Source organism: Methylobacterium sp. BI1, assembly GCF_056680125.1.
In genome coordinates this window covers 2,672,415-2,685,854 of the sequence record NZ_CM155267.1, presented here as the reverse complement: position 1 = coordinate 2,685,854, position 13,440 = coordinate 2,672,415, and the positions used below count along the sequence as shown (strand labels likewise).

General features: G+C 71.4%; 11 protein-coding genes. 4 read left to right on the top strand and 7 right to left on the bottom strand.

Annotation, left to right across the window (positions count from 1 at the left end; translation table 11 throughout):
• Positions 1 to 157: 157 nt before the first annotated feature.
• The 3 genes from AC1MGR_RS12640 to AC1MGR_RS12630 form a co-directional block, all read right to left on the bottom strand.
• Positions 158 to 1,036, bottom strand: a complete 879-nt coding sequence (locus AC1MGR_RS12640) for an SDR family oxidoreductase (RefSeq protein WP_480231806.1) — start codon at positions 1,034 to 1,036, stop codon at positions 158 to 160.
• Positions 1,037 to 1,102: 66 nt separating this feature from the next.
• The gene (locus AC1MGR_RS12635) at positions 1,103 to 1,306 is read right to left on the bottom strand and encodes a hypothetical protein (protein ID WP_108039423.1); all 204 of its coding nucleotides are present in this window, start codon (positions 1,304 to 1,306) and stop codon (positions 1,103 to 1,105) included.
• Between the two features lie 85 nt (positions 1,307 to 1,391).
• A complete protein-coding gene (locus AC1MGR_RS12630) occupies positions 1,392 to 3,197 on the bottom strand; it encodes a glycoside hydrolase family 15 protein (RefSeq protein ID WP_480231805.1) in 1,806 nt (601 codons plus the stop codon).
• Positions 3,198 to 3,505: 308 nt separating this feature from the next.
• Between AC1MGR_RS12630 and AC1MGR_RS12625 the strand changes: the two genes are divergently transcribed.
• The 4 genes from AC1MGR_RS12625 to AC1MGR_RS12610 are packed head-to-tail and all read left to right on the top strand — an operon-like array spanning position 3,506 to position 8,765.
• Positions 3,506 to 3,739, top strand: a complete 234-nt coding sequence (locus AC1MGR_RS12625) for a hypothetical protein (RefSeq protein ID WP_108039427.1) — start codon at positions 3,506 to 3,508, stop codon at positions 3,737 to 3,739.
• A gap of 2 nt (positions 3,740 to 3,741) precedes the next feature.
• A complete protein-coding gene (locus tag AC1MGR_RS12620) occupies positions 3,742 to 4,389 on the top strand; it encodes a TetR/AcrR family transcriptional regulator (RefSeq protein WP_480231804.1) in 648 nt (215 codons plus the stop codon).
• A complete protein-coding gene (locus AC1MGR_RS12615; RefSeq protein WP_480231803.1) occupies positions 4,386 to 5,630 on the top strand; it encodes an efflux RND transporter periplasmic adaptor subunit in 1,245 nt (414 codons plus the stop codon). Before AC1MGR_RS12620 ends, AC1MGR_RS12615 begins: the two co-directional genes overlap by 4 nt.
• 51 nt (positions 5,631 to 5,681) lie before the next feature.
• The gene (locus AC1MGR_RS12610) at positions 5,682 to 8,765 is read left to right on the top strand and encodes an efflux RND transporter permease subunit (RefSeq protein WP_480231802.1); all 3,084 of its coding nucleotides are present in this window, start codon (positions 5,682 to 5,684) and stop codon (positions 8,763 to 8,765) included.
• Positions 8,766 to 8,805: 40 nt separating this feature from the next.
• On the opposite strand, the gene AC1MGR_RS12605 is transcribed toward AC1MGR_RS12610, so the two are convergent.
• The 4 genes from AC1MGR_RS12605 to AC1MGR_RS12590 all read right to left on the bottom strand — a co-directional run bounded on the left by AC1MGR_RS12605 (position 8,806) and on the right by AC1MGR_RS12590 (position 13,408).
• A complete protein-coding gene (locus tag AC1MGR_RS12605) occupies positions 8,806 to 10,128 on the bottom strand; it encodes an MFS transporter (RefSeq protein ID WP_108039435.1) in 1,323 nt (440 codons plus the stop codon).
• A gap of 91 nt (positions 10,129 to 10,219) precedes the next feature.
• Positions 10,220 to 11,176, bottom strand: a complete 957-nt coding sequence (locus tag AC1MGR_RS12600; RefSeq protein WP_480231801.1) for a hydroxymethylglutaryl-CoA lyase — start codon at positions 11,174 to 11,176, stop codon at positions 10,220 to 10,222.
• Complete coding sequence (locus tag AC1MGR_RS12595) at positions 11,173 to 12,366, bottom strand: CaiB/BaiF CoA transferase family protein (protein WP_108039439.1); 1,194 nt, start codon at positions 12,364 to 12,366, stop codon at positions 11,173 to 11,175. The genes AC1MGR_RS12600 and AC1MGR_RS12595 overlap by 4 nt, the downstream gene beginning before the upstream one ends.
• 133 nt (positions 12,367 to 12,499) lie before the next feature.
• Positions 12,500 to 13,408, bottom strand: coding sequence for a LysR substrate-binding domain-containing protein (locus tag AC1MGR_RS12590; RefSeq protein ID WP_480231800.1), 909 nt, complete (start codon positions 13,406 to 13,408; stop codon positions 12,500 to 12,502).
• Between the last annotated feature and the right edge of the window lie 32 nt (positions 13,409 to 13,440).

Below are 13,440 nucleotides of genomic sequence, written 5' to 3'. Positions count from 1 at the left end.
CGGACTTTTCCCCGGTCATGCCGGATAGCGATCGGGGTCGCGCAAGCGGCTGGCGGATGTGGCCTGGAGCAGGCCGTGGCAGATGCCGTCCGGTTGATGAAACCCACCCGTTACGCGCGTCCCGGCGCCGGTCAGCGTCCTCGGCGCCATCGCCTCGTCAGTACATCGGCGTGCCGCCCGTGACCGGCACCAGCGCACCCGTCATGTAGCTGCCCTCCCGCGACGCGAGGAGCACGTAGGCAGGGGCGAGTTCGGCTGGCTGGCCGGCACGGCCGAGGAGGGTGTCGGCGCCGAGGGATTCAATCTGCTCGGGGCTCTTCACGATGGGTTGGATCGGGGTCCAGACCGGGCCCGGGGCGACGCAGTTCACCCGGATGCCCTTCGGCGCCAACAGGTTGGACAGGCCGATGGTCAGGCTCGCGATGGCGCCCTTGGTGGAGGCGTAGACCAGCATGGTCTTGTCGGCGACCTTGGCCTGCTGGCTGGTGGAGTTCACGATCGCCGCGCCCGGCTTCATGTGCGGCACGGCCGCCTGGGCGAGGTAGAGCATCGCGAAGACGTTGGCCCGGAACGATCCCTCGAGATCCTCCGGTGTCACGTCATCGAGATCCTCGTTGACCACCTGCGCGGCGGCGTTGTTCACGAGGATGTCGAGGCCGCCGAGCTCCGACACGGTGCGGGCGACGAGGTCGCGGCAATAGGCCGGGTCGCGCAGGTCGCCGGGCAGCAGCAGGACGCGCCGGCCCGCCTTGCGCACCCAGTCGGCGGTGTCCTCGGCATCGGACTGCTCGACCGGCAGGTAGGCGATCGCCACGTCGGCGCCCTCGCGGGCATACGCGATGGCCACGGCCCGGCCGATGCCCGAATCGCCGCCGGTCACCAGGGCGACCCGGTCGGTGAGGAGCCCCTTGCCGACGTAGCTCGTCTCGCCGTGGTCAGGAGCCGGACGCATCCGGGAGGTCAGGCCCGGCCGCTCCTGTTGCTGGTCGCCGGGGAAGGGCGGCCGAGGGCCGGCGTCACGGGGATCGATGGTCATCGGCGTCTCGGCCTTCCGGGCTGTCTTTGAGAAAAGGGACCCGCCGCGCGGCGGGCCCCGGGACGGTCAGGCGTCCGCGTCGTCGGCCTCGAGAATGGTCTCGAGATCGCCCGTGAGGGCGTCGAGCTGGTCGGCGGTCGCCCGGATCTTGAACCGGGTGCCGTCCTCGGCCTCGACCGCGATCTCCACGTGATCGTCGACGCGGGCGGCCAGGGCCTGCTTGAGGATGTAGGTCGTCACGTTCGTGGTCTTGTCGTCGGCCTTGGCCATGCTGCCGTCTCCTGTCGTGGTCCCCGGCAACGCGGCAGGGCGGGAGTCGGATCTGCGACCAATGCTCCCGCCGAATGCCGCAGCCTCAGAGGCTGAGGCCCGACAGGGTGGCAGCGGCCTGGATCAAGGCGAGATGCGTCAGGCCCTGCGGCAGGTTGCCGAGATAGGTGCCGCTGGCGGGGTCGGCCATCTCCGAATAGGTGCCGGAATTCCGGTCCAGCGCCTTCACCAGGGCCTCGAACGCGGTTTCCGCCTCTGCCATCTCCCCGAGCAGGGCCTTGGCCTCAACGAGCCAGAACGTGCAGGCCAGGAAGCAGCCCTCCTCCGCCTCCGCACCGGTGTAGCGGTAGTGATAGGGGCCGCGCCCGAGCTCCCGGTCGATGGCCCGGCAGGTGGCCGCCAGGCGCTCGGGGTTGCCGAAGCGGAAGCGCACCGCCAGTGCCAGTGAGGCGTCGAGTTTCTCGGTGCCGGGATGCATGACGTAGGCTTGCTGGGCCTCCGACCAGCAGTGCCGGTCGATCCAGTCCGCGACGCGGTCGCGGGCCCGGGCCCAGCGCTCGCGGCAGGAGCCTGGCAGGTGGCCGCCATCGGCGAGTTCCACCGCCCTGGCCAGCGCCTGCCAGCAGCTGATCTTCGAGCCGGTGTAGTGCTCGGCATCCGGCAGCTCCCAGATGCCCGCATCCTTGAGTTTCCAGGACTCGGCGCATTGGTCGGCGAGCCGGGCGAGCAGCGCCCCGGTGCGCAGGTCCAGCATGTTGCCGTCGGCCACGAAGCGCTCGGCGGTCTCGAAGATGTCGCCGTAGATGCCGTGCTGGTGCTGGCCCGAGGCGGCGTTGCCGGTGCGCACGGGCTGCGAGCCGCGATAGCCCGGCAGGTCGATGTCCCGCTCGCCAGGCACGCACCCGCCGTCGAGGGTGTAGAGCACCTGCGCCCCGTGCTCGCCGATGTGGCGCATCAGCCAGGACAGGGCCGCGTTGGCCTCGGCCTGGGCGCCCAGGCGCAGGAAGGCCTTGATGACGTAGCCGGCGTCCCGGATCCAGGCGTAGCGGTAATCGTAGTTCTTGGAGCCGCCGATGCCCTCGGGCAGGGAGCTCGTGGCTGCCGCCGCGATGGCGCCGGTGGGTGAGTAGAGCAGCAGCTTCAGCGCCAGGGCGCTGCGCTGGACCTGCTCGGCATAACAGCCCCGATAGGCGAGCCGCTCGGTCCAGTCCCGCCATTCCTGGCACGACACGTCGATGCGCCCGTCGATCTCGTCGATCGGGGCCACCACCAGGGGCTGGTCCTCGGCCGCCACGATGGCGACGACCTCGCGCTGGCCCGCCCGCACCTCGACGAAGCCCGAGATGGCGTGGTCGTTCTCCGTCTCGATCCGGATGCCGTCGCTGGTGCGGAACAGGCCCATCATGCCGGCGACGTGGAAGGCGGTGCCGTTGCTGTTGCCCGACAGGTAGGGGGCGGCCGTGTCGCCCCGCGTGCCGAACACCAGGGCGACCCGGAAGCGCACATGTCCCTCCAGGCCCTCGATCCGGCGGGCGAGTTCCGCCCAGGGCAGGCGTCCGGCCGGGCCGCTGTTCAGGCTCTCGGTGAGGCGGGCCCGCCCGGTCTTCGTGGTGAAGACGGTCTCGTGGACATTGCTGCCGTCGCGGTAGCCGATCTCGGCGGTGAAGGATTCCTCCGGTGTGATCGCGAAGTAACCGCCCTCCTCCGGGCTGAGCAGGCGGTCGAACAGCGGCGGTGAGTCGAGGTTGGGACAGCACCACCAGTCGATGGAGCCGTCGGCGCCCGAGAGCGCCACCGAGCGGCCCTCGCCGATGGCGGCGTAGCCCTCGATCGGGAGGTATCCGTCGGTGCGGGCGACGGCACCGCCCTCGCGGGGGAAAGGCTTCAGCACGGTGCGGACGACCTCGGATAGTGAAGGGACGACACCGGCCGGGGCCAGGCGTGGCGCAACGAGCTGTGCATGCGCGTCGCACGTGTCCGAACGGGCCGACCGGGATCCTCCGCGGGGGTTCTGCTCGAACCCGCATCGGGAGCGGCCGTTCCGAATCCGGCTTGCTTCATGTTGACACGGCGGCCCTCCGGGCGAGGCGCACTTGGCCGTCAGACCCTGTCGCCGTGCCCTTGCGCACGGCCAGAATGAACGCTCATTGACCAGTGAATGAACATTCAATACTACGGTTGGGTCGGTTGGAGGATGCGATGCAGCGGACCCACGAGGATTTCCCGTTCCGGGCGATGGTGCGGAAGGTGTTAGCGCTGGTCGCGCCGGAGCACCTGCTGCTCGGGGCCGTGCTGGTGCTCGGCTGGGCCGCCTTGATCGCCTGGACCGGCAACGGCGCCGTGGGCTGGCAGGCCCGTCTCTGCGCCGATGCGGATGCCTCGGTCGCCGCCTGCCGGGTGGTCGCGCCGTCGGTGGACGAACGGGTCTCCTGAGCATGGCCTTGCCGCTCGGCACCCTCATCGACGCCCGCGCCAGCCAGGCCGCGCGCCGGGAGCAGATCCTCGACGCCGCCTGTGCCTGCTTCGTGCGCAACGGGTTCCACCGCACCACGATGCAGGACCTCGCCCGCGAGGCTGGCATGACGGCGGGCAACTTCTACCATTACTTCCGCTCCAAGGAGGCGCTGGTCCTGGGGCTGGTAGAGCGCGAGCGCGTGAGCGGCGCCCAGCTGGTGACGCGCCTTCAGCAGGAAGGCGACCGGCGCGGCGCCCTGTTCGGCGTGCTCGGCCAGTATTTCGGTGCCCTGACGCGGGAGGCGGCGGTGCTGCGCCTCGAAATCTGGTCGGAGGGCACCCGCAACCCGGCCATCGCGGCCCTCACTGCGGAGACCGAGGCCGAGGCCCGGGCTTGGTTCGAGGAGACCTTCGCCGCCCTCGCCACCGCGCCGGACTGCGATCCCGTCGCCCTCTACGCCCTGCTGGCGCCCCAGCTGAAGGGCATCGTCCTGAGCCGGGCGATCCTGCCCGAGTTCGACACGGGTCTCGCCGTGGCGCAGCTCCAGGCTCTGATCGAGACCGGGCTCGCCGGCCGCGCCCCCCTTCCTGCCCCGGAATCCCTCCCCGCCCCGGAACCCCGCCCATGACCGCCGCCCGCCTCGGCTTCGTCCTGCTCGCCCTGGCGCTGCCGGCTTCCGCAGCCCTCGCCGGCTCCGCCCCGCCGCCGGCAGGCTCTTCCCAGCCGGTGAAGGCCAGCCTCGTACCGACGATCAGCGTGGTCGAGGCCAAGCGGCGCGAGATCGTCGAATCGGTGGTCGTCACCGGCACCCTGGTGCCGCGCGACGAGATCCTGGTGACGCCCGAGATTGAGGGCTACCGGGTCACCGAGGTGCTGGTCGAGGAAGGGGCCCGGGTGGCCCGTGGCCAGGTGCTCGCCCGCCTCTCGCGCGACCTCATCGACCGGCAGCTCGCCCAGCAGGCGGCCCTGGTGGAGAAGGCCGAGGCCGCCGTGCCCCAGGCCCAGAGCAGTATCGAGCAGGCGGAAGCCGCCGAGACCGAGGCGCGCCTCGCCTACGAGCGGGCCCAGCAGCTCCTCAGGACCGGCAACGCCACCGCGGCCGTGATGGAGGGCCGCACCGCCAGCCTGCGCCAGGCGGAGGGCAAGCTTGCCTTCGCCCGCAACGGCCTGCGCATCGCCCGGGCCGACCTCGCCCAGGCCCGGGCCGTTCTCGAGGAGCTGAACCTGCGCTTGGCCCGCACCGAGATCCGGGCGCCGGAGGCCGGCATCGTCAGCCGCCGTACCGCCCGCGTGGGCCTCGCCGCCTCCGCCTCGGCCGAACCCCTGTTCCGCCTGATCGCCCGGGGCGAGATCGAGCTCGAGGGGGAGGTCATCGAGACCAAGCTGCCGCAGCTGCGCGAGAACGCCCCGGCCTGGATCGACCTCGGCGACGGCGTCCGCCTGGCCGGCAGCGTGCGGACCGTCTATCCGGAGGTCGATCGCGCGACCCGCCTCGGCAAGGTCCGCATCCGCCTGGAGCCGGACCCGCGCCTGCGCATCGGCACCTTCGCGCGGGGGGCCGTCGAGCTCGCCCGGACCCGCGGCGTGACCGTGCCGCAGGCCTCCGTCCTCTACGGCGGTCCTAAGCGCAGCTCCGTCCTCGTGGTCGCCGACGACGTGGTCGAGGCGCGCGAGGTCCGCACCGGTCTGTCCGACGACGACGACATCGAGATCCGCGCCGGCCTCGCCGACGGCGAGCGCGTGGTGGCCCGGGCCGGCAGCTTCCTGCGCGACGGCGACCGGGTCCGCCCGGTGGCGCTGGCCGTGCCGGAGCCGGCCGTGGCCGCCGCCCCCTCCCCGCGCGAGACCGCCGAGGCCGGGACGCCCTGACCGGGTACGAGACCCGCGTGACCTGATACGAAACTCCCATCGAGCCGCCGCATGCGCCTGAACATCTCCGCCTGGGCGATCCGCCACCCGATCGCACCGCTCGTGCTGTTCCTGGTGCTGATCGTGCTCGGCCTCGTCAGCTTCCGCAGCCTCGCGGTGACGCGGATGCCCAACGTCGACGTGCCGATCGTCTCGGTGACGATCACGCAATCGGGCGCGGCGCCCTCCGAGTTGCAGACCCAGGTGACGAAGTGGGTCGAGGACTCGATCGCCGGCGTGCGCGGGGTCAAGCACATCACCTCGGCGATCACCGAGGGGTCCTCCGTCACCACGGTGGAGTTCCGCCTGGAGGTGAACACCGACCGGGCCGTCAACGACGTCAAGGACGCGGTCTCGAAGATCCGCATCAACCTGCCCCGCACCATCGACGAGCCGGTGATCCAGCGCGTCGAGATCACCGGCCTGCCGATCCTGATCTACGGCGTGAAGTCGCCCGGCATGACGCCGGCCGAATTGTCCTGGTTCGTGGAGGACAAGGTCGCCCGCTCGCTCCAGGGCGTGAAGGGCGTCGGCGGCGTCGAGCGCGTTGGCGGCGTCGCCCGCGAGATGCGCGTCACCCTGCTCCCCGACCGCCTGCTGGCGCTGGGCATCACGGCGGCCGACGTGAACCGTCAGCTGCGCCTGACTTCCGCCGACATGGCGGGCGGACGCGGCGAGGTTGGCGGGCGCGAGCAGTCGATCCGGACGCTCGCCGCCTCGCGCTCGCTGCGGGACCTCAAGGCCACCTCCATCGTGCTCCCCGGGGGCCGCAAGGTCCGCCTCGACGAACTGGCGACGCTGGAGGATTCCATCGAGGAGCCCCGCACCTTCGCCCGCTTCAACGGCGAGCCGGTCGTCGCTTTCGCGGTCTCCCGCGGCTCGGGCGCCAGCGACGCCGAGGTCGCGGCCGGCGTCGAGACGCGCATCGCCGCGTTCAAGACCGCCTATCCCGACATCCAGTTCGAGACCATCGACTCCTCGGTGGCGGCCACAATCGGCTCCTACGATTCGGCGATGCACACCCTGGTCGAGGGCGCGGCGCTGGCCGTGCTCGTGGTGTTCCTGTTCCTGCGCGACTGGCGCGCGACGCTGATCGCCGCCATCGCCCTGCCCCTCTCTGTCTTCCCGAACTTCTGGGCCATGGACGCCATGGGCTTCACCCTCAACGGGATCAGCCTGCTCGCCATCACGCTGGTCACCGGCATCCTCGTCGACGACGCCATCGTGGAGATCGAGAACATCGTCCGCCACATGCGGCTCGGCAAATCCCCCTACCGCGCCGCCATCGAGGGCGCCGACGAGATCGGTCTCGCCGTCATCGCCATCACGGCGACCCTGATCGCGGTGTTCGCGCCCGTCTCCTTCATGGGCGGCATCGCCGGGCGCTACTTCATGCAGTTCGGCCTCACCATCGCGGTCTCGGTGTTCATGTCGCTCCTCGTGGCGCGCCTGATCACCCCGATGCTGGCCGCCTACTTCCTGCGCGACCACGGCCATGCCGAGGCGCACGAGGGGCCGGTGATGCGCGCCTATGGCCGCCTCGTCGGCTGGTCGGTGCGCCACCGCGTCGTCACGCTCATCGTCGGGCTCGCGCTGTTCGCCGGCTCCCTGGCCTCCACCGGCCTGCTGCCCTCGGGGTTCGTTCCGAAGCAGGACAACGCCCGCACGCTGTTCATGGTCGAGCTCGCGCCCGGCGCCCGCCTCCCCGACACCGTGTTGGTCTCCGACCGGGTGGTGGCCCGCATCCGGGCCCTGCCCGAGGTTGTCTCGGTCTTCGTCGACGGCGGCCGCCAGGCCGGCGGCAAGAAGGAGACCCGGCTCGCCACCCTCATCGTCAACCTGACGCCGAAGAACCAGCGTGCCCGCAAGCAGGCCGCCATCGAGACGGAGATCGCCGGCCTGCTCGCGCAGGAACCGGACATCCGCTCCTGGACCCTGCGCGACGGCGGGCAGCGCGACCTCGCCCTCGTGGTCGGCGGCCCCGACGTCGACGTCGTCACGGAGGTCGCCGCCCGGCTCCAGCGCGACATGGCGGCGATCCCCCACCTCGTGTCCGTGATGTCGACGGCCCCCCTCAACCGCACCGAGGTCCGCATCCGGCCGAAGGCGGGGGCGGCGGCCGATCTCGGCGTCTCCACCGACGCCATCGCCGAGACCGTCCGGGTCGGCACCATCGGCGACATCGGCCTGAATCTCGCGAAGTTCAACGCGCCGGACCGCCAGGTGCCGATCCGGGTGCAACTGCCCGAGAGCGCCCGCGGCGCGGTCTCGCGCCTCGAGAACCTCAAGGTGCCGGCCAAGAACGGCGCCGCCGTGCCTCTCGCGGCCGTCGCCGACATCGAGCTCGACCAGGGTCCCGGCGCCATCGAGCGCTACGACCGTGTCGTGCGCGTGGCCGTGGAGGCCAACATGGAGGGCTCCGACGCCCTCGGCTCCCTCATCGCCCAGGCGCTCGAGACCCCGACCGCCAAGAGCCTGCCGCCGGGCGTCACCATCCGGCAGACGGGCGACGCCGAGATCATGGCCGAGGTGTTCTCCGGCTTCCTCATGGCGATGGGGGCCGGGATCATGATGGTCTACGCCGTGCTGGTGCTGCTGTTCGGCTCGTTCCTGCAGCCGCTGACCATCTTGTTCTCGCTGCCGCTCTCCATCGGCGGCGCGATCCTTGGCCTCCTGATCCTGAACATGCCGATCTCGATGCCGGTGGTGATAGGCATCCTGATGCTGATGGGGCTCGTGACGAAGAATGCCATCATGCTGGTGGACTTCGCCGTCGAGGAGATGGCCCGCGGCGTCGACCGGGTCACCGCCATCGTGGATGCGGGCCGCAAGCGGGCGCGCCCCATCGTGATGACCACCATCGCCATGGCGGCCGGCATGGTGCCCTCGGCGATGGCGCTGGGCGTCGGCGGCGAGTTCCGCGCTCCCATGGCGGTGGCGGTGATCTCGGGCCTGATCGTCTCGACCCTGCTCTCGCTGGTCTTCGTGCCCGCGGTGTTCCTGCTGATGGACAGCCTCGGCGCTGTCCTCGGCCGGATCCTGGGCCGCTTCGTCGGCGCGACGGACGAGGCGCCCCTCCCCGTCCCCCACGCCTGAGGCCGGACGGGGCGCCGCCTGCGAAAGGCGTCCCGACGGCTCAGTCGATCCGGTCGCTGCGGCGCAGCTGGGCCGGCAGGGCGAACAGGCTGATGGCGGCGGCGGTCAGGCACAGGCCGGCGATCACCCAGATGGCCGGGGTGGTCGATCCGGTCAGGTCCTTGACCCAGCCCACCATGACCGGGCTGACGATGCCGCCGAACTGCCCTAGGGTGTTGATGAGGGCGATGCCGCCGGCGGCGCCGACCCCGGTGACGAGCTTCGGCGGCAGGGTCCAGAAGGTCGGGATCGAGGCGACGATCCCGGTGCCGACGAGGCAGAGGGCCAGCATCAGCGGCACGATCTGCCGGTCGAACAGGCCGGCGGCGAAGAAGCCCAGGGCCGCCGCGATGGCGAGGCCGGCGACGAATTTCGGCCGGTTGCCGGAAGCGTCGGACAACCGCCCGATCACCACCATGCTGATCGCCCCGCAGATATAGGGCAGGGCCGCCAGCAGCCCGACCAGGCCGGTGCTGGCGCCGCTCGCCGTGCGGATCAGGTCCGGCCCCCAGAAGTTCAGGCCGTAGGAGCCGATCTGGAGCAGGAAGTAGATCAACCCGACCTTGAGGAAGCCGGGGCTGCGGATGGCCCCCAGGAGCGAGTGGTCGCCGATGCCGCGGTTGGCCTCGGCGATCTGGCTCGCCACCAGGGTCTTCTCGGAATCGGTGAGCCAGCGGGCATCGCTGACGCGATCGTCGAAGCGGCCCATCACCAGGGCGCCGAGGAGGAGGCAGGGCAGGCCACCGGCCAGGAACAGCCATTGCCATCCGGCCAGTCCCGCGACGCCGTTGAGGGAACTCAGGATCAGGCCCGAGACCGGGGCGCCGACGATGCCCGAGAAGGCCGAGGCCACGAACAGCAGCGAGGTGATGCGCCCGCGGCGCGAGGCCGGGAACCACAGGGTCAGGTAGTAGAGGATGCCCGGGGCGAAGCCCGCCTCCATCGCGCCGATGAGGAAGCGCAGGGCGTAGAAGTGCCATTCCTGGGTGATGAACACCATGGCGGCGGTGGCGAGCCCCCAGGAGATCATGATCCGGGCGATCCAGCGCCGGGCGCCGACCCGGTACAGGATCAGGTTCGAGGGCACCTCGAAGATGACGTAGCCGACCACGAACAGGCTCGCGCCGAGGCCGTAGGCGGTGTTGCTGAAGCCGAGGTCGCTCTGGAGCTGGAACTTGGCGAAGCTGATGTTGATGCGGTCGAAGAAGGCGAACAGGTAGCAGACCATGATCAGCGGCATGAGCCGCCAGGCGATCTTCCGGTAGGTGGCGGCTTCGCTGGTCTCTGCGGGCACGCCGAGGGCGGCCGGTGCGGCGAGGGTCATGGTGTCTCTCCCTGAGGCGTCTCGATGGCGCGCCGCCCTTAACCGGGCGGTCTTGCGTGTTCAGGCGTGTTTTGAGTCCTGGGGCGGGGCGTCAGGCCGCGATCCCGGGCGGCGGCGGGTGGAGGTCGCCCGGTCGCCCCGCCTGCGCCACCTGCCCGGGCACGGGGTGGCCGACGAGGGCCGGCAGCCCGCGCGAGAGGGCGATCAGCCCGTCGAGGTCGAGGCCGGTGGGGATGCCCATCTCGTGGGTCATGCTCACGAGGTCCTCGGTGCAGATGTTGCCGGTGGCGCCCGGGGCGAAGGGGCAGCCGCCGAGGCCGCCGAGGGCCGCGTCGAAGCGCCGGGCACCGGCCGCCCGCGCCGCCAGCACGTTGGCGAGGCCGAGGCCGCGGGTGTTGTGGAAGTGGAGGGTCAGCGCTGCCGCCGGGACGAGGCGGAGGGCGCGGGCCACCAGGTCGCCGACCTGGCGCGGGTTGGCCATGCCGGTGGTGTCGGCCAGGGTGATGCCCTCGATCCCGAGGGCACGGTAGCGCTCCACGATCCCGAGGACCCGCTCGGCCGGCTGGCCGCCCTCGAAGGGGCAGCCGAAGGCGGTGGCCACCGTCGCGTTGAGCTGCACCCCGGTGCCGCGCGCCGCCGCCACGATGCGGGCGAACGCCTCCAGGGAAGCCTCCCGGGTGAGGCCCATATTGGCGCGGTTGTGGGTCTCGCTCGCCGACATGACGAGGTTGAGCTCGTCGGCGCGGGCCGCGAGCGCCCGCTCGGCGCCTTTCAGGTTCGGCACCAGGGCGACGTAGAGCGTGCCTGGGCGCCGGGTGATCCGGGCCAGCACCTCGGCGGCGTCGCGCAGGGCCGGGACGGCCTTGGGCGAGACGAACGAGGTCGCCTCGATCCGGCTGAAGCCCGTCTCCGAGAGGGCGTCGATCAGCGCGACCTTGTCGGCGGTCTCGACGAAGGCGGGCTCGATCTGGAGGCCGTCGCGGGGCGCGACCTCCTGGACGATCAGGGGAGCCTCGGCGCCCATGCGGGTGGTTTCGCCGCCACTCATGCCACCGCTCCCGTATTCCGCAGGGCCGCGATCGCCGCCGCGTCGTAGCCGAGATCCGCCAGCACGGCGTCGGTATGGGCGCCGAGGGCCGGGCCGGACCAGCGCACCTCCCCGGGGGTCTCGGAGAGCTTGGGCACGATGCCGGGCATCTTCACCGCCGTGCCGCCGGGCAGCTCGGTCGGCAGGATCATGTCGCGGGCCTGATAATGCGGGTCGGCGACGATGTCGGCGACCGAGTAGATCCGCCCGGCGGGAACCTGCGCCGCCTCCAGGGTCGCCAGCGCCTCCGCGATGCTGCGCGAACCCGACCAGTCCGCGATGGCGGCGTCCAGCATCGTGGCCTGGGCCGAGCGGCCGTCATTGCTGCGCAGGGCCGGGTCGTCGGCCAGGTCGGGCCGGCCGATCGCCTGCATCAGGCGCCGGAAGATCGGGTCGCTGTTGCCCGCGATGACGACGTAGCCGCCGTCCTGGGTCGGATAGGTGTTCGAGGGCGTGATCCCCGGCAGGGCGCCCCCCGTCCGGGTACGGACCTCGCCGAGGAGGTCGTACTCGGGGACGAGGCTTTCCATCACGTTGAAGACGCTCTCCACCAGGGAGACGTCGATGACCTGGCCCTTGCCGCCGGCGGTCTTGACGTGGAGGAGCGACATCAGCGCCCCGATCACGCCGTGCAGGGAGGCCAGGGTGTCGCCGATGCTGACGCCGACGCGGGCCGGCGGGCTGTCCGGATGGCCGGTGGTGAAGCGCAGGCCGCCCATGGCCTCGCCGATGGCGCCGAAGCCCGGCCGGTCGCGGTAGGGGCCGGTCTGGCCGTAGCCGGAGATCCGGACCATCACGAGGTTGGGGTTGAGGGCGGAGAGGTCCGCCCAGCCGAGCCCCAGCTTCTCCAGGCCGCCGGGCCGGAAATTCTCGATGATCACGTCGGCGCTGCTGGCCAGGGCACGCACCACGTCGGCGCCCTCCGGCGACTTCAGGTCGACCGCGATGGACTTCTTGTTGCGGGACTGGAGATACCACCAGAGGGAGGTGCCCTCGTGCAGCTTGCGCCACTTGCGCAGGGGATCGCCCTCCCCCGGCGCCTCGACCTTGATCACCTCGGCGCCGAACTCCGCCATCAGGCGGGCGGCGAAGGGGGCGGCGATGAGCTGTCCGAGTTCGAGAACGCGGATTCCGGCGAGCGGTCCGGCCATGAACGATTCCTCCGGTGGTCGGCGATGGTCTTCTTGGATGGTGTTCTTGTCCCATCGATACGCGCGAAGACCGCGCGGAGGCCAACCGTCTTTCGGTCACGACCGTTCGCGATCGGAGAACGCTTGTGGATTTTCAGGCCGTGTCGGCGGTGAGGCTGGCGACGAGGAGGCTCGCCGCCGGGGAGAGTTCGCCGGGGCGGCTGACGATGCGCAACTCCCGCTGCGCCCAGGAATCGGTGAGCGGGATCGCGGCGAGGTCCATGGCGCCGCCCAGGAGGGCGAAGACCCCGAGGGGCACGACGCCGAGCCCCATATCGGCCTGGGCCATGCGCAGGACCGCGTCGAAGCCCGGCACGTGGACGCGCAGGCGCAAGGGGCGGCCGATGCTCTGGGCCTCGCCGCGGACGCTGGCATAGATCGAGCTCTCGGCGTGCAGCCCGACGAAATCGTGGTCGAGCGTGTCCCGGAAGGCGAGTGCGGACCGGTCCGCCAGGGGGTGATCGTGGCGCATGACCACGACGAGGCTGTCCCGGCGGTAGAGCACGCTGTGCAGGTCCCGGGCCGGGATGCTGCCGGAGCAGATGCCGAGCTCGGCCAGGCCCGCCTCGACGCCGGCCACGACGCCGCCGCTGGGGCGCTCCTCCAGGCTGATCTTGATGGCCTCTTGCCGCGCCAGGAAGGCGCGCAGGTCCTCGGGCAGGAACTGCACGATGGCCGACAGGTTGGCGAACATCCGCACGATGCCCCGGACGCCCTTGGCGTGCTCGGCGAGCTCGACCACGATCTGCTCGACATCGTGCAACATGCGCCGGGCGTGGTGAAGCAGGGTCTCCCCGGCCGGGGTCATCACCATGCCCCGGGCCTGGCGCGTCATCAGCTGGACGCCGAGGCTCTGTTCCAGCTCGACCAGGCGCTTGCTGACGGCGGAGGGGGCGATCGCCGCCCGCCGGGCAGCCTGGGTCAGGGTGCCGTCCTCGCACATCGCCACGAACAGGCGCAGCGTCGTCGGATCGAGGCGCCGCAGGAGCGTCGGGGCCAGCATGTCCATCCCTCTCACGGGCCCCGACCGGCGCG